The organism is Amycolatopsis sp. MJM2582, assembly GCF_000754115.1.
Taxonomy (GTDB): domain Bacteria; phylum Actinomycetota; class Actinomycetes; order Mycobacteriales; family Pseudonocardiaceae; genus Amycolatopsis; species Amycolatopsis japonica.
In genome coordinates, this window is sequence record NZ_JPLW01000001.1 from 1068748 (window position 1) to 1084811 (window position 16064).

The following is a 16064-nucleotide window of genomic DNA, read 5'->3' on the forward strand; positions in this document are numbered from 1 at the left end:
GGCCCTTGTCGCGTTCGGCTCGCACCGTGTTCCTGGCCCTGATGCTGTCACTGAGCGCGGTCGCCGCGCCGGCGTACGCGGCACCACCGCCGACGTCGCCGCATCGCGATCCCGGCAACGGACCGGAGCGCAACGAGGTCGCCGCGACCGACCAGCCGATGAGCGTCGCGCGGGCCGCGGCGGGCGAGAACGTCGCGGGTGACCATTCGGGGTATCCGCGCAAGACGAAGCTGCGCGTGTATCCGGAGAACACGGCGGACAAGTCGATCAAACTCGGGCTCGCGCCGTATCACGCGATCGCGCCGAAACTGAACGCGTTGCAGGCGCGCAGTGACCGGATCTCGGTCGAGATCGCCGGGCAGTCCGGGCTCGGCCGCGACCTCTACCTGGTGACGCTGACCGCGCCGGAGAGCCGGTCCGAGACGCGACGGCAGGACGCTTGGCGGTCGCTGATCGAGAACGATCCGGCGCGGGCCGCGCGCGACCCGTTCCTGCGCCACGGCTACAAGGCGCCGGTGTGGATCAACAACAACATCCACGGCAACGAATGGGAAGGCACCGACGGCGCGCTCCGCGTCATCGAGAAGCTGGCGACGTCGAACGATCCCAAGACCGTCGAACTGCTGAAGCGGAACCGCATCTACTTCAACGTCACGGCCAACCCGGACGGCCGCGTCGCCGGCACGCGGCAGACGTCGCAGGGTTTCGACCCCAACCGCGACTTCGTCACCGCGTCGCAGCCCGAAGTGCGGGCTATGCGCGGGATCGCGATCGGCAAGCAGCCGCTGATGATGCTGGACGAACACGGCTACGTCGCGAACACGCTCATCGAGCCGACCACGCCGCCGCACGGCCAGAACTACGACTTCGACCTCTACATCAAGCACGGCTACGCCAACGGGCTCGGCATGGAGCAGGCGGTCAAGGCGCTCGGGCGCCCCGAGACGGCGAAGCCCGAGATCCCGTTCCGCGACTACGACCCCGGCAGCTGGGACGGCTGGGCGCCGATCTACACCGCCCAGTACGCGATGTACCACGGCGCGGTGTCCTTCACGATCGAAATCCCGATGCGGGTGAACAACGCGGACTACGAAAACCAGCCGGTGACGGAGCTCCAGCGGCGCGCGGTGATCAACACCGAGGTCGTCGAGGCCACCATCGGCAGCACGCTGGACTACGTCGACCGCAACCGCGGCGAGCTCATCGCGAACCAGATCGAGATGTTCCGCCGCGGCACGGCCGGTGAAGCGCAGCGCGAGATCCCGGACGGATTCGTGCCCGGCTTCGGGCCCGAAGACCGCTACCGCACCGAATTCCCGCGCGCGTACGTCATCCCCGCCGGGGACGGCCAGCGTTCGGCCGTCGCCGCTTCCCGGCTGGTCGACCATCTGGTGGCCAACGACGTCCGGGTGCGGCAGGCCGATCGCCCGTTCTCGCTGGCGGGTCGCCGCTATCCGGCCGGTTCGTACGTGGTCGACATGCACCAGCCGAAACGCGGGCTGGCGAACGTGATGCTGGAGCAGGGCAGCGACATCTCGGCGAAGGTGCCGGTCATGTACGACATCTCCGGCTGGAGCCATCGCCTGCTCTGGGGCGCGTCGGTCGACATCGTGAAGCAGGGCAGGCTCGACGTCCGTGCGCACGACGTCGTCGCGGCCTCGCCGACCGGGGGCGTCGACGCCGCGCCCGGCCGGGATCTCGCGCTGAAGCTGGTCGACGCCAAGGACGTCAGCGCGGTCAACGACCTGCTGAACCGAGGCCTCGCCCTCGGCCGTACGGACGACGGCACGATCGTCGTCCCCGCGTCGGCCCGTCCGGCCGCCGCCGAGGTTGCGGACCGCTACGGCGTGCGGTTCACCGAGGCACGCGGGACGGCGACCCCGTTGAGCCGCAAGACGATCGCGGCGGCCGTCGGGGCGGACGAGCTGAAAGCACTGCGGGACATGGGCTTCGACGTGCGACCGGTGTCGGCGGCGGTGCTCGACGCGGGCTTCGACTGGTCACGGGTGGACCTGCTGTTCGTCTCTTCCGGACTGCGCTACACCGACCTCACTCCGGCCGCGAAGGACGGTTTGCGCGCCTTCCTCGCCCGCGGCGGCGTGGTCACCCGCGGTGCCACGGGCGCGCGGTTCAACACGGACGTGGGACTTCTCGAAGCACGTCCGGTGGTGGGCTGGGAGGACGGGAACGGCGTCGTCTCGGTCGTCAACGGGACCGGCCCGGTGGGTGCCGGCGCCCTGCCGGACTCGTTCGTCTACGGGCCGTTCTGGTTCACCGATCTCGGCTCCTCGGTCACCGTCGAGCAGCGCTACGCGAGCGGGAATCCCCTGGTCGCGGGGCATTGGCGGACACGGGACGACGGGACCGGCGGGCCGCAGCAGGCGGCGGGCCAGGCCGCCGTCGTGTCCGGGACCACCGGGCTCGGCGGGCGGGCGGTGCTGTTCGGCACCGAACCGCTGTTCCGCGATCACCCGAAGGGCTTGTACTCGCAGGTGGCCAAGGCGATTTACTGGGCGGCCCCGAAGTAACGTGGGGGTATGCCGATCCAGGTGCTGCTCATCGACGACCACGAGGTGGTGCGGCGCGGTCTGCGTGACCTCCTCACCGACGAGCCCGACATCGAGGTCGTCGCCGAAGCGAGCGGCGTCGACGAGGCCCTCGCCGTGGCGATGCACGTCGAGCCGGACGTCGCCGTGGTCGACGTGCGGCTCGGCGACGGCGACGGCATCGCGCTCTGCCGCGAGCTGCGCTCGAAGCCGAACCCGCCGCAGTGCCTGATGCTGACCGCGTTCGACGACGAGGAGGCCATGGTCGGCGCGATCATGGCGGGCGCGGCCGGGTACCTGCTGAAACAGGTCCGCGGCCAGGACGTCGTCAACGCGGTCCGCGAGGTCGCGGCCGGCCGGTCGCTGCTCGATCCGCTGTCGACGGCGCGGGTGCTCGACAAGCTGCGGCATCCGCCCGAGGACGAACTCGGCTCCCTCACCGAACGTGAGCGCGAGGTGCTGGACCTGATCGGGCAGGGCATGTCCAACCGCGAGATCGCCGAGCGCCTGTTCCTCGCCGAGAAGACGGTGAAGAACTACGTGACGTCCGTCCTCGCGAAGCTGGGCATGCAGCGCCGCACGCAGGCCGCGGCGTGGATCGCGCGCCGGGACAGGTAGTGCGCGAAAAAAGTACCCCCCCCCCCCCGTCGTTTTGGGCGAAGGTCCCGGTCGATCCCGAATTCGACCAGTGGCTCACCGTGCGGTTCTCCCATCGCGTCCTGGTCGTCGTCCGCACCGTCACCACCCTGACCCGGCTGCTCGACGTCGTGTCGCTGCTGAAGGACGATCCGCGGGTCCAGATCGTGTTCACCCACAACGAGCGCGAGCCGGCGATCCTGTCCTCCGGGGTCGGCGAGTTCCTCGCCTCGCTGGACGCGAAGGTCATCTCCTGGGAGCAGGCCGTCGAAACCCGGTTCGACCTGGCGATCGCGGCCAGCGAGAACGATGAACTCCACCGGCTGGACGCGCCCGTCCTGCTCGTGCCGCACGGCATCGGACACCAGAAGCACTACCCGCACCAGCCGGTCATTTCCGGGCTGAACCCGGCCCGGTTGGTCCGGGACGGTCACGTCGTCCCCAGCCGGATCGGCCTTTCGCACAGTAACCAGCTGCGGTACATCCGGCGGAATTGTCCCCAGGCCGAACCGCACGCCGTCGTGGTCGGGGACCCCTGTCACGACCGGATGCTCGCCAGTCTCAACCGCGCGGCCCGCTACCGGCGCCTGCTCGACGTCCGTGACCGCAGGCATGTCGTGCTGGCCTCCACCTGGGGGCCCGATTCCCTGCTGGGCACCGATCCGGGCCTGCCGGCACGGCTGCTCACCGAGCTTCCGGTCGACGAGTACAAGTTCAGCCTCATCGCGCATCCGGGCGCTTGGGCCGCGCACAGTCCCTGGCAGATCCGCGCGTGGCTGTCAAGGGCGCTGCGAGCAGGGCTCGCCGTGATCCCGCCCCAACGTGGCTGGCAGGCGACCGTCGTGTCCGCGGATTGCCTGGTCTCGGACGGCGGCTCCATCGCGCTGTACGCGGCCGCCGCGAAGATCCCGGTGCTGATCGGCAGCCGGGAACCCGCCACCGTGGTGCCGGACTCCCCGCTCGCGGAACTACTGGTCAGGGCCCCGCGGCTCGACCAGGAACGCGATCTGCGCGAACAGGTCGACCAGGCATGCGCCGCGGGACCGCTCACCGAGGTCGCGGCGCAGGCGGTCGAGTTCTCCGGCAAATGCGCGGAGCTTCTCCGTCCCGTCCTCTACGAACTGATGCGGCTCGCGGAGCCGGACACCCGGGCGGTCTTCCTTCCCGTTCCCGATCCGGTGCCCGACGTCACGGAGCCCGCGACGTTCTCGGTCGAGGTCCGGCGGCACACGGATCATCTGACGGTCTCCCGGTTTCCCACCGAACAGGCCGGGCGGTCCGGCTCCCTCGATCGCCATGTCGTAGCCCACGAGGAATTGTCCACTTTGGACGAACTCGAAGGCGCCGCCGTGGTCTACTGCGAATTCACCGGCGAAGACACCGAATTCGACGGCTGGGCAAGGGAAATCAGCCGTCGCCGTCCCGATGCCGCGCTCGTCGCCGGGATCGGCGTGGACCGGTGCCTGCTGTGGAGCACCGGGGAACCGGTCGTCGAACTCACCACGCGAGGTGAGCCGCTGGCCGCGATTTCCGCCTATTACTGGCGTCGAGAACGAAATCTCCCGGCGACCGGATCGTTCCGCGTGCGCGAGGGCCACCACACCCGGAACGTCGTCGTCTCGCTGCTCACCGATTGAGTGGCGCCTCGGTGTAGATCTTGGCGTGCACCGCGTCGGCGCGCGGATGCTTGACCGCTTGCAATCGCTGCCAGACACCGGACCAGTACTCGCGTGCCGTCTTGAAGTCTCCGCAGGACCAAGCGGCGTCCCCGAGTGCCTCGGCGATCTCCAGTTCGTACTGATCGCTCCCCGTGGGAACCATCATGCGCCACACTTCCGGCACCAGGTCGAGCGCCCGCCGCGCGGCGTCCGCCGTCCCCGATCGGCTCAGTGCCTTCGCCCGCACGAGCCACACCTGGGCGAGGTCACGTTTGTTCTCCGGGTCCGTGTTCGCCTCGGCTTCTTCCAACAGCTGGAACGCTCCGGCGAGATCGCCGAGCAGCACCTGGACGTTGGCGAGCATCCTCGCGTGCAGTCCTTGTCCTCGGAACGGAAGTCCGCCCAAAGTCCGGCTGATCTTCAGCGCCTCGAAGAAGCACGCCGACGCTTCGTTGTACTGGCCTCGTTCTCGGTGGAAGAGCCCGCGGAACTCCCAAAGCGACGCCCGCAGCTGCCGATTCGTTTCGGTCTCGGGTGATTCGAGCCGTCGCAGCAGCTCTCCCAGCTTGCCGAACTCCGCCTCCGCCCGCGGAAACTCCTGGAGCAACGAGTACAGCCGTGCCTGCTGCGCGATGGTCCTCAACTGGAGCGGAACGTCGCCGAGGGCTTCCGCGCTCGCCATCCCCCATTTGTTGATCTCCGCGAGCTCACGCAGATGTCCCCGGTGCAATCCGACGATTTCCAGGGCGCCGCAGAGCTGCGTCAACTCGCGATGCAGCCCGGCGTCGTGGGCCGGTTTCGCCAGCGCGCGATACGTCGGGATTTCGGCGACCAGCAGGTCGATCGCGTCCTGTCCAGGGGCGAGGTCCAAGGGGCGGGTGTCCTCCGGCAGCGTCTGGTCGTACAGCCTCAGCCGCCGGTCACCCATCTTCCAGTGATCCGCCTGCACCGCCCGGGTGCGGTGGAAGCGCACGAGCCGCGGGAATCCCTCGCCATCCGGCTCGTGACCCGCGCGAGTGAGCGCCTGCCTCGCCTGTTTGGTCAGCCGAAGCCGCTTGCCGGACTCCTCGGTCACGAAGAAGACGGACTGGAGATGCACCAGCCCGTCGAGGACCTCGAACGGTTCGCAACCGGCGACGGCCGCTGCCGCCTCATAGGTGAAGCTCGGTCCGGGGATCTCGCTCAGTGCCCGGCAAAGATCCTGTTCACGCCGCGGAAGCCCGGCGAGCACCCGGTCGAAGGCGGCACTCACGGGCCCGAGGGCGCGCCCTCCGCGCAGTTCCTCCGCGAGGAGCTTGAGCGGCCGGGCCGCCAGCGCCGCCCGCTGCCTCGCCGCGATCGCGGCGGCGACCACCGTCGCCGGAAAACGGTCACATTCGACGAGGACCTCGAGCGCGCTCTCCGGATCGGCGGCGAGCAGATCGGTCCCCGCGATCGCTTCGAAGAGCATCCGGTCCGCTCCCTCTTCGAGCCTGCTGAGGGGTACGTGCCGGGGATACTGCGTCACGAGCTCGTCGGACGTGCCTTCCGTCAGCGCCAGCACCAGGCTCATCGGCGCCGGAGGCACCAACGCCTGAAGATCGTGGACGCTTTCGACCGAGTCGAAGACCAGCAGCAGACGCAACGGGCCGAGCACATCGTTGTACTGGGTCTTCAGTTCCCCGGCACCCGACGTGATGAGTTTCGGCTCCACTCCCAACGCCTGGAGTACGGCCTCCCGCACCTGGCTGATCCTCAACGGCGCGCCCGGGCCGTCGCGATGATCTCCGAGATCGACGAGCAGCGCGCCATCGGGATACGCGCCGCCGGAGCGCATCCCGTAGTGCTCGGCGAGCGTCGTCTTGCCGACTCCGGACGGACCCGAGAGCACCACGACACCTGTGCCACCCAGCTGAGCCTGAGCGCCGACGCGGTCGAACAGGTTCGGCGACCGAGGAACGATGCGCGGCCGGTCGTGGCTCATCGCGAGCATGCTTCCGACCAGCTCGCGCAATTCCCCCGCCACGGCGGGATCTTCCGCGGCCAGGCTGCGCACGGCGGCCTCCAGGGCGGCCGGATCGGACCGCAGGCGTTTCTCGTCCCGCCGCCCCGAAAGCTTCTTCCAGAGGTATTCGGCGACCTTGCCCCCACCGGTGAACACCAGCGCGACTGTCTGTTTGACGAGCTCCGCCTGAAACGGATCGGTCACCTGTAAACCCCCTCACAGCTGTATCCGACACGCTAGCAGCGCGGATCATGCACGTCACTCACCGTGAACCCGCTCAGGGATGAACGGTGTCCCGCTGATCCGGGATGACCGTGCCGTCGTCGCGCAGCACCGGACCGTGGGTGCCGTCGGCGTTTTCGTACGCCGTCGTCGAGCACGGATAGGTGCGGCTCAGCGCCGGGAAGGGCTCGATGAACATCGGGTTCACCGCCCATTTCCCGTCCGCGTTGTCGTAGGCGCGGCACATCAGCTCGTCCTTGTTGCGGTTGAGCGTGACGCGGACTCCGGTGGCGTCGCGCAGCATCGTGACGTCGGTGGTCGCGTCACCGCCGGCGAGCACCTGCCGCTTGTCCGCCGGCGCCGGTTCCATCGCCTTCGCGCCGCGGATCCCGAGGATGCGTTCGTTGATGTAGCACCGTTTGCCGTCGATGTAGGTCATGATCTCGTCGGCGCCGTCGGCGTGCCCGCCGCAGCCTTCGAGGTGCCCGTTGATCCGGCCGTTCGTGGTCTGCGAGTAGATCCCGAGCGTGCGGCTCGGCGGGATGCCGACGGCGGAGCCCCAGACGTCCGCGAATTCCTTGGGTGAGGCGGAAACGACCCAGGTCGAGAAGCCCGCCTTGGTGAGCGTCGAGATCAGGTCCTTGATCTCCGGGTAGTACCGGATCCACGCGACCTGGGTGCTCGAACCGACCTTCTGGGTCGCCCCGACCGGCGCCAACAGCGCCGCGGCCCTGGCCTGCCGGGCGATCGCGCGGACCTCGTCCGGACGGTATCCGGCGTTGATCTGCGCGACCCAGGCGTAGGCCGCCTCCATGTACCGCCGGTTGTTGCCCGCGAAGACCTCTTCTCCGGTGGTCGTCTTCGCGCTCTTCCGCACCGACAGGAGCTCGTCGGCACAGGCGATGTTCTTGCTGGTGGGAAGCGGTTTTCCGGCCGGGGTGGCGGTACCGCACGCCTTGCTCAGCGCTTTCGCGCCGGCGTCGGTCATGTAGCGGCTGGTCGTGCGCCAGTCCTGGTCGCGCGGCTGGAGGACCTTGTCGTGTCGGATCATCCAGAAGACGGTCTGGTCGGAGATGTCGTTCTTGATGACCGTGTTGTCCCAATCGAACACGGCGACCGGCCGCTCGCCGTGCTTCTTGCCGCAGATGACCTGCTGGATCTTCGCCGCGTTGTCGCCGTACCAATGGTCGGCCAACCTCAGCTGCGGACAAGGTGACGCGGTCGAGGCGGTCGCCGCGCCGGGCACGGCCACCGGTACGACCGCCACGGCGGCGGCAAGGGCCACGGCTCGCAGGAACCTCGGCATGTCATCTCCCCACATGGTCTTCGACTGTCCGGGGAGATCCTGTCATTTCCCGGCGAGGGTGACGACCTGCCGGTTGTGGAAGTAGTCGTCCTCACGCAGCACGGTGACGCTGCCGGGTGAACCGCGGAAGTCGACGTAGCCGGCCGATTCGAGCGGCATCCGGATCCACGCGGCGATCACGAAGGTGAGCGCACCACCGTGCGTGACGACGATCTGGTGCTCGCAGGCGCTTTCCAGGATCGACTTCATGGCCGCGTAGACCCTCGCCGCCATCGCGCCTTTCGTTTCGGCGCCAGGGATTCCTTCGTCGTGTCCCAGCCGCTCGCCGACGGCGGGCGGCGGGACGAACCGGCCGTCCAGCCACGCCTGCGGTTTGCCGCCGGCTTCCCCGTACGACTTCTCGCGCAGCCGCCGGTCCAGGACCGGGGTCACGCCGAGCCGTTCACCGATCAGTTCCGCGGTGCGCGCGGTGCGGCGCAGATCCGAGGCGTAGAGCTCCACCTCGTCCGGCACCTTCGCGCGCAGCGACTCGGCGATGGCGACGGCCGCGCGTTCACCCTCGGGCGTGAGTTCGGAGTCGTACCACCCGCCCACCAGGCGATCGACGTGGTGGGTGGCCTCCGGATGCGTGACGACGTGGACGGTGCGCATCCGGAGAATCTAAACGCGCGTCAGTTTCGCGAAGGCGACGACGTTGTCGAGATAGTTGCCGGTCGAGGAGTCGAAATCCCCGCCGCAGGTGATCAGCCGCAGTTCAGGCCCGATGGTGTCGCCGTAGACCTTCTCCGTCGGGAAGGACGCCTTCGGATGCCGCTCGACGGCGTACACGGTGAACACCGCGGTGCTCCCGTCCTCGCGATGCACGAGTGCCTCGTCGCCGGCCTTCAGTTCCTTGAGCCGGACGAAAACGCCGGGGGCCTTCTTGTAGTCGACGTGCCCGGCGAGGACGGCGGGCCCGATCTCGCCCGGCGCCGGGCCACCGGTGAACCAGCCGGTGGTGATCGCGTCGTGCGGCACCTGCAGGGTGCCGTCACCGGCCAGGCCGAGGTCGACGATTTCGCCGGTGCGGACGCCGATCGCCGGGATCTCGAGTCTGGCCGGTTTCGCGGGCGCCAGCGGAGGCGCCTCCGCGACGGAAGACACCGAGGAAGGCGGCGCCGGCGAGGCGACCTTGCCCGGCGGAGGGACGGCGCACGCGGTCAGCGCGGCCGCGAGCACCACCCCGATGAGCGTGCCGACGACCAGCGGAAACGGCCACCGGCGCCAGGAAGGCCGGATCATCGCTCCGCACGCCGCCGAAGGACGAGGGACGCGCCCGCGACCGACACGGTCAGCAAGGCGGTGCCGGTCAGCGCGACCGCGGCGACCTCCAGGAACCCGCCGTTGCTCTCGACGGCCTCGCCGCCACCGGTCGCGACTCCACCGACGGGTTTGACCTTCACCTGGCCGGATTTCGCGGGTTCGCCGAACCGGGATTCGCAGGCGTACCCGTCGTGATCGGCGTCGAGCCGGTGCGGGTCTCGCGGGTTCTTCTTGAGCTCGGCCTGCGCAGCGGCTTGCGAAGGGAAGTCGGCGCAATCCTTGTCGGTGGATCGCGGCGCCCGCGTTTCCGTGGTGATCGACGGAAGGGCCGGCGTACTCGTCACGGTCGGCGCAGTTCCCCGTTTGGGAAGCTTTTCGCATGCGATTCCGTCGCCGTCTTCGTCCAGGCGATGCGGATCGGAGCGATCTTTGTCGAGCACGGCCTGCGCGTCTTCCTGATACTTGAAGTCACCGCAGTCCAGATCGGCGATCGCGGGCGCTTCGGCCAGCGCGAAAGCGACGGAAGCGGGGCCGAACAAGGAGAATCCGGCAAGGATGGCGGCCGTGCCGAAGGCGCGACGAACCGAGGACATGGGGAGTCCTTTCGCTGGGAATCCGCGCTCGGGGCGCGTTCGATGCACATAGAGTCGCGTTCAGACCCCAGCTGTTACGGATTAATCGGAAACGCGAACCGTTAATTTCACCCGGTTCAGTCGAGCGGAACGTCAAAAGCGACCAAAGTCCCCAGACTCGGGGAAGAATTGATCGAAAAGCGCCCGCCCGACGTCGTCGCGCGTTCGGCGAGATGACGCAGACCGCGTTTGGCGACCCCCTGCGGGACACCGGATCCGTTGTCCCGCACGCGGAGTTTGACGCCTTCCGCGTCGCGGCTGAGCGTCACGCGGGTCTCGCTCGCCCCGGAGTGTCTGACCACATTGGACAGTGCCTCGCGCAGGGCGGCGCGGATGTGGTCCGCCTGTTCGGCGGGGATGTCGGCGAGCTCTCCCGACAGTTCGAGGGTCGGCGGATAGCCGAGCAGCTCGCCCGCGATGCGCACTTCGCCCCGCGCGGACTCGGCGAGGTCGGTCGCGGTGACGGTCTCGTTCGCGGGTTCCGGGCTGCGCAGGGCGCGCACGGTGCCGCGGATCTCTTCGATGGTCTGGTCGAGCTGGTCGATCGCCTCGGACAACCGTGCGCCGTCGGCCTGCGCGAAGCGTTTCCGCATGTTCTTGCGGACGCGGTCGAGCTGCATCCCGGCGCCGTAGAGGCGTTGCACGATGACGTCGTGCAGTTCGCGCGCGATACGTTCGCGCTCTTGATAGAGCGTCACGCGGTGCCGGGCGTTGGCGCCCTCCGCGAGCGCGAGCACCACGCCGGCCTGCGCGGCGAACGCGGTGAGCACCTCGACCGTGCTGGCGGAGAACGGCTCCCCGCCGTGACGGCGGTACACGGTGAGCGCTCCGAGAACACGTCCGCCCGCGCCGAACGCCGAAGCGGCGAACGGCCCGAAGCCCTGGAGCTCCGGCGGCACGAACGGCGCCGTGCGGGGATCGACGGTGAAGTCCTCGCTGACCACCGGCTCCCCACCGCGCGCGACCTGGCCCGCCGCGGAATCGGCGGAAAAGGCCAGCCCTCGCAGGCCTTGGGTGGTGGCCCCGTGCGCGGCCTCGGCGACCACCTGGCCGTCGTCCGCGCGCACCATGACGAGACCGAGGTCGGCCTCGGCCAGTTCGACGGCGCGGGCGACCACGGTCTCCAGCACGTCACCCGGGTCGTCACCGGACAGGGCGGTGCCGGTGATCTCGGTGGCGGCGGACAGTGCGCGCGCGGCAAGCGTGGGATCCATGAGCGCTATCGACATTAGTCGGCTCCGGCGAGTGCGCGCGCTGTGACTCGGCCCTCTAGGACCTCCAGGATCACGTCCGCTTCTTCGGCTTCGGCGGCGTGATGCGTGACGTGGACGACGGTTTTCCCGGCGAGCGCCTCGCCGAGCCGTTCGCGGACGGTGCGCGCGGTCGGCTCGTCGAGATGGGCGGTGGGCTCGTCGAGCAGGACGAGCTCGGCCTGCTCGGCGCCGAGTACGGCCCGCGCCAGCGCGACCCGCTGCGCCTGCCCGCCCGAAAGGCCGGCGCCGGCGCTGTCCAGCATCGTGGTGAGCTCGACGTCTTCGAGAGCGGCTTCGTACAACGCTTTTCGCAGGTCGGCCTCGGACGCCGTCGGTTTGGCGAGGCGCAGGTTCTCGGCGACCGTGGTCGAGACGAGCATCGGTTCCTGCGGCGCCCAGGCGACGTTCTCGGGCGCGGCGACGTCGCCCTTGCTCGGCTGGAGGAAACCGAGCAGGGCCGCGACGAGCGTCGACTTCCCGGCGCCGCTCGGGCCGACGACGGCGACGTGCGTGCCGGGCGCGATGTCGAGGTCGACGCCGGTGAGGACCGGGTGCTCGGTGCCGGGCCAGCCGAGGTCGGCGTTCCGGATCCGCACCCCGCCGGTGTCAGGAAAGGGGCGTTCCTGACGTTTTTCGTCCTGAACGGCCCTTTCCTGACACTCGGCGAGGCGCAGACGGGCCTGGCGCAGGGTGTCCCAGTGCTGCGCGGCGGGCGGAAGAAGGGAGAGGACCTCCGCCAGCGCGAGCGGCACCAGGGCGACCACGGGCGCGAGCACCGGGTTCAGCGCGCCGGCGGCGACGGCGCTCACGGCGAACCCGGTGCTCACGACGGTGGCGGCCCCTGTCGCCAGGATGATCAGGGCGTCGGCCGCGCCCGCGCCGAAGGCCTGCCTGCGCGCTTCGGCGGTCAGGGCGGCGTCGGTCGTGGCGATCCGTCGACGACGCTCTTTGTCGACTCCATACGCGATCAGTTCGGCGGCGGCCTCGAACAGGCTCAGCACCTGCGCCGACACCGAACGCCGTCCGGCGGCCAGCGCACTGGTCGCGCGGCGTTCCGCCCGAAGCGCGAGCAGCGGCGCGAACGCGCTCACCAGCACGGCCGCCGCCAGCGCGAGCCCGGCTTCGGGCAGCACGGCGGCCTGGACCGCGACCGCGCCGACGGCCACCAACGCGACCACGATCAGCGGGGTGATCACGCGCGGGAGCAAGTCACGCACGGTGTCGGTGTCGCCGACCAGCCGACGCTGCTCTTCACCCGCCCGAAGCGCCCGAGCCGGTCCGAGCCGCACCAGCGACTCCCACAACCGGACGCGCAGGCTTCCGGCGATCCGGAACGCGGCGTCGTGTGTGACCAGCCTTTCGAGGTAACGCAGCCCAGCGCGGCCGAGCCCGAACGTCCGCACGCCGACGATCATCACCGTCAGCGTCAGGATCGGCGGCTGTTGCGACGCCTTGGCGATCAGCCAGCCCGAAAGCGCGGTCAGCGCGACCCCGGCGAGCAGTGCGGCGGCGCCGAGCAGCGCGCCGCCGAAGAACCGGGGGTGCAGCAGCGCACGCCAAGGCAGCGGCCGGACTTGCCGGGTTTCCTCGGTGGTTCCGATTTCGCCGCCCACTGTGGTCGACATGTCGACACCGGAGCCGCGTTCGTGGGCGGCGATGATCGCGGCGGCACCGCCGTCGACGGCCCGGCGAACGGCGGCCATGACACGCGCGGCGTTGACCTCGTCGAGGTGCGCGGTGGGTTCGTCGAGCAGCAGCAGCCATGCGCCCGACCGGATCCGCACCAGGGCCCTCGCCACCGCGACCCGCTGGCGTTGTCCCTGCGACAGCTTCGAAACCGGCCGGTCGGCGAGCCCCGCGAGCCCGAGTTCGCCGAGGATGTCCTCCGCTCCGACCTCGTCGAGAACCGTGCCTCCGCCGAACACCGGCGACTGCGGCACCCAGGCGACGCTTTCACGCCATCTCGTCAGATCGGCGTCGGCGAGGTCGGTGCCGCCGACGGTGATCGTCCCGTCGTGGGCCTGCACGAAACCGAGCAGCGTGGCGAGCGTCGTCGACTTGCCTCCGCCGCTGGGCGCACGCAGCCAGGTGATCTCGCCGGGCCGGACGCTGAACGTCTCACCGTCGGGAGCGAATCCGCCGCGCCTGGCGACACGCAGGCCGCCGACGTGGATCTCACCCTTGGCCGGTGTCTCGGAACCGTTGGGCGGCAAGGGTTCCGCGAGGACGTCCGCGACCCGGCGCACGGCCTCGACGCCGTCCTCGCTGGCGTGGAAGGCCGCGCCGACCGCGCGCAGTGGCTGGTAACACTCCGGAACCAGGATCAGCACGCCGAGCCCGATGGCCAGCGACAGTTCGCCGGAGACGAGCCGGACCCCGATGACGACCGCGACCAGCGCGACCGAGAGCGTCGCGATCAGTTCGAGCGCGAACGCCGACGCGAACGCGACCTTCAACGTCTTGAGCGTGGTGCGGCGATGGCGTTCGGAGATCTTCCGGACCGTCTCGGCCTGCGCCCCGGCGCGGCGGAACGCGCTGAGGATCGGCAGGGCGCGGACGAGTTCCAGCAGATGCCCGGACAGCCGTTGTTCGGCGTCGGCGGCTTCGGCGACCCGTTCGGCGGTGTGCTTGCCGATCAGGATGGCGAACAGCGGCACCAGCGGCACGGTGATCACGACGAGCAGGGCCGACGGCCAGTCGGCGAACAGGATCGCGACACCGGCGGCGAGCGGCACGATCGCGGCGGTCACCAGGGCAGGGAGGTACTGGGTGAAGTAGGCGTCGAGCGCGTCGAGTCCCTTGGTGGTCAACGACGTCAGCTCGCCGTGACCGCGGCGAGCGATCCATTCCGGACCGAGTTTCAAGGCGTGGTCGAGGGCTTTGGCGCGCAACTCCTCCTTCGCGCGGGCGGCCGCGCGAACGGAAACGATCCGCACCGCCCAGCCGGTCAACGCGCGCCCTGCGACGAGCGCGAGCAGCACGGCCAGCTGGGCGGTGCGGTCCCCCGGTGTTCCGCGGACGACCGCGGAGAGGACGTCGGCCAGCAGGAACGCCTGTCCCACCAGCAGAAGCGCGTTGACGAAGGAGAGGACTCCACTGAGGATCAACGCTCGGCGCGCCGCACTCGAAAGCGGAGCCAGCGCGCCGAGCGGACCCTTCCCCGGTCGCGCTGGGTCCATTGTGGACTCCGTGGCGGAAAGGGTGTCGCGGCCGGGAAGTTCGGTCATGGTGCGTGCACCGGTGGGATGTGCCGGGTGCCGATGCGCTTGCGGAACACCCAGTACGTCCAGCCCTGGTAGATCAGGACGGCCGGGGCGCCGAACAGGGCGACCCAGGTCATCACGGTCAGGGTGTACGGGCTCGATGCCTCACCCGCGATCGTCAGCGTGTTGGCGGCGTCCAAAGTGGACGGCAGGACGTTCGGGTACAGCGCGACGAAGATCGCGACCGCCGAGGCCCCGATGACCCCGCCGAGCGCGGCGAACGCCTGACCTTCGCGGCCCATGCGGATCTTGAACCACGCGAGCACCGCGGCGACGACCGCGACGCCGATGAGGAACAGCGTCCATAGGTCACCCGAGCGCAGCTGCACGACGATGAGGAACGCGAGCAACGGCAGGAGGGCGACCGGAAGCAGGCGGGTGGCGAGGTTCCGCGCGCGGTGCCGGAGGTCGCCTTCGGTTTTGAGGGCGAGGAACGCGGCGCCGTGGACCAGCGAGAACCCGACGACCGCGATCGCGCCGAGCAGCGTTTCGAGGCTGAGGGCGGCGAACGGGCCGCCGACCCGGTTGCCGTCGGCGTCGAGCGGGAGGCCGAGGACGGTGGTGGCGAGCAGCAGGCCGACGCCGAACGGCGGTACCCACGAGCCGATGCCGATGACGCGGTCCCAATTGCGGCGCCAGCGATCGGAATCGACCTTGCCGCGGTACTCGAACGCGACGCCGCGGCCGATGAGGGCGAGCAGGACCACCAGGAGCGGGAGGTACGCGGCCGAGAACAGCGACGCGTACCAGCCGGGGAAGGCGGCGAACATCGCGCCGCCGGCGACGATCAGCCAGACCTCGTTGCCGTCCCAGACCGGGCCGATCGTGTTGACCATGACGCGGCGCTCGGTGTTGTCCTTCGCGAGGACCGGCATGAGCATGCCGACGCCGAAGTCGAAGCCTTCGAGGAAGAGGTAGCCGAGCCAGAACAGGGCGATGACGCAGAACCAGATCGTTTCGAGGGTCATCGGGTGCTCACTTTCCTGGCTTCCGGGGGCTGAAGGACGCTTTCAGCCCGCCTGGCCCGGTCGCGCGCCTTGTCGACGCCGTGCGGCAAGTCGCGAAAGCCACTTTCGGGACGCTGGATGTCGCGAAAGTGGCTTTCGCGACGCTCCCCATCCCCCGATCGCCCTGAGTTATCCACAACCGCGCAAGTTGTCCACAGATCGGCTGTGGGTAACCCGCCTGAGCGATACCCCCGATACGCTGGGTGCGGGGCCGTCCCCCGGGAAGGGCGGGGGGCTGGGTACGTGAGGTCAAGA

At 69.7% G+C, this 16064-nt stretch carries 11 protein-coding genes; 3 read left to right on the plus strand and 8 right to left on the minus strand.

Annotated elements, in window-relative coordinates:
* Positions 1–5 precede the first annotated feature (5 nt).
* From ED92_RS05315 to ED92_RS05325, 3 genes are all read left to right on the plus strand, one after another.
* Positions 6–2528: a M14 family zinc carboxypeptidase gene (locus tag ED92_RS05315; RefSeq protein ID WP_152610832.1), complete on the plus strand. Its 2523-nt coding sequence runs from the start codon at positions 6–8 to the stop codon at positions 2526–2528.
* A 9-nt stretch (positions 2529–2537) separates the two neighbouring features.
* Positions 2538–3164, plus strand: coding sequence for a response regulator transcription factor (locus ED92_RS05320; RefSeq protein ID WP_016330621.1), 627 nt, complete (start codon positions 2538–2540; stop codon positions 3162–3164).
* Between the two features lie 80 nt (positions 3165–3244).
* Positions 3245–4819: a hypothetical protein gene (locus tag ED92_RS05325; protein WP_152610833.1), complete on the plus strand. Its 1575-nt coding sequence runs from the start codon at positions 3245–3247 to the stop codon at positions 4817–4819.
* On the opposite strand, the gene ED92_RS05330 is transcribed toward ED92_RS05325, so the two are convergent.
* The 8 genes from ED92_RS05330 to cydB form a co-directional block, all read right to left on the minus strand.
* Positions 4809–7028, minus strand: a complete 2220-nt coding sequence (locus tag ED92_RS05330; protein WP_037333601.1) for a tetratricopeptide repeat protein — start codon at positions 7026–7028, stop codon at positions 4809–4811. The two genes, ED92_RS05325 and ED92_RS05330, sit on opposite strands and share 11 nt — an antisense overlap.
* Before the next feature lie 73 nt (positions 7029–7101).
* The gene (locus ED92_RS05335; RefSeq protein ID WP_037333603.1) at positions 7102–8352 is read right to left on the minus strand and encodes an HAD family hydrolase; all 1251 of its coding nucleotides are present in this window, start codon (positions 8350–8352) and stop codon (positions 7102–7104) included.
* Positions 8353–8394: 42 nt separating this feature from the next.
* Positions 8395–9003, minus strand: coding sequence for a histidine phosphatase family protein (locus ED92_RS05340; protein ID WP_037333606.1), 609 nt, complete (start codon positions 9001–9003; stop codon positions 8395–8397).
* A 9-nt stretch (positions 9004–9012) separates the two neighbouring features.
* Positions 9013–9633, minus strand: coding sequence for a class F sortase (locus tag ED92_RS05345; RefSeq protein WP_037333609.1), 621 nt, complete (start codon positions 9631–9633; stop codon positions 9013–9015).
* Entirely contained in the window at positions 9630–10247 is a 618-nt protein-coding gene (locus tag ED92_RS05350; RefSeq protein ID WP_037333614.1) for an excalibur calcium-binding domain-containing protein, read from the minus strand. Before ED92_RS05350 ends, ED92_RS05345 begins: the two co-directional genes overlap by 4 nt.
* Before the next feature lie 116 nt (positions 10248–10363).
* On the minus strand, positions 10364–11500 hold the full coding sequence (locus ED92_RS05355; RefSeq protein ID WP_037336058.1) for a GAF domain-containing sensor histidine kinase: 1137 nt from the start codon (positions 11498–11500) through the stop codon (positions 10364–10366).
* 14 nt (positions 11501–11514) lie between these two features.
* Complete coding sequence (cydC, locus tag ED92_RS05360) at positions 11515–14766, minus strand: thiol reductant ABC exporter subunit CydC (protein ID WP_081975700.1); 3252 nt, start codon at positions 14764–14766, stop codon at positions 11515–11517.
* Positions 14763–15770, minus strand: coding sequence for a cytochrome d ubiquinol oxidase subunit II (gene cydB, locus ED92_RS05365; protein WP_037333619.1), 1008 nt, complete (start codon positions 15768–15770; stop codon positions 14763–14765). Before cydB ends, cydC begins: the two co-directional genes overlap by 4 nt.
* Positions 15771–16064 lie beyond the last annotated feature (294 nt).

Excerpts from the sequence above, each read along its gene's own strand:
- ED92_RS05320 (WP_016330621.1), top strand. The coding sequence starts at position 2,538 with ATGCCGATCCAGGTGCTGCTCATCGACGACCACGAGGTGGTGCGGCGC.
- ED92_RS05335 (WP_037333603.1), bottom strand. The coding sequence starts at position 8,352 with ATGCCGAGGTTCCTGCGAGCCGTGGCCCTTGCCGCCGCCGTGGCGGTC.
- ED92_RS05340 (WP_037333606.1), bottom strand. The coding sequence starts at position 9,003 with ATGCGCACCGTCCACGTCGTCACGCATCCGGAGGCCACCCACCACGTC.
- ED92_RS05345 (WP_037333609.1), bottom strand. The coding sequence starts at position 9,633 with ATGATCCGGCCTTCCTGGCGCCGGTGGCCGTTTCCGCTGGTCGTCGGC.
- ED92_RS05350 (WP_037333614.1), bottom strand. The coding sequence starts at position 10,247 with ATGTCCTCGGTTCGTCGCGCCTTCGGCACGGCCGCCATCCTTGCCGGA.
- ED92_RS05355 (WP_037336058.1), bottom strand. The coding sequence starts at position 11,500 with ATGGATCCCACGCTTGCCGCGCGCGCACTGTCCGCCGCCACCGAGATC.
- cydC (WP_081975700.1), bottom strand. The coding sequence starts at position 14,766 with ATGACCGAACTTCCCGGCCGCGACACCCTTTCCGCCACGGAGTCCACA.
- cydB (WP_037333619.1), bottom strand. The coding sequence starts at position 15,770 with ATGACCCTCGAAACGATCTGGTTCTGCGTCATCGCCCTGTTCTGGCTC.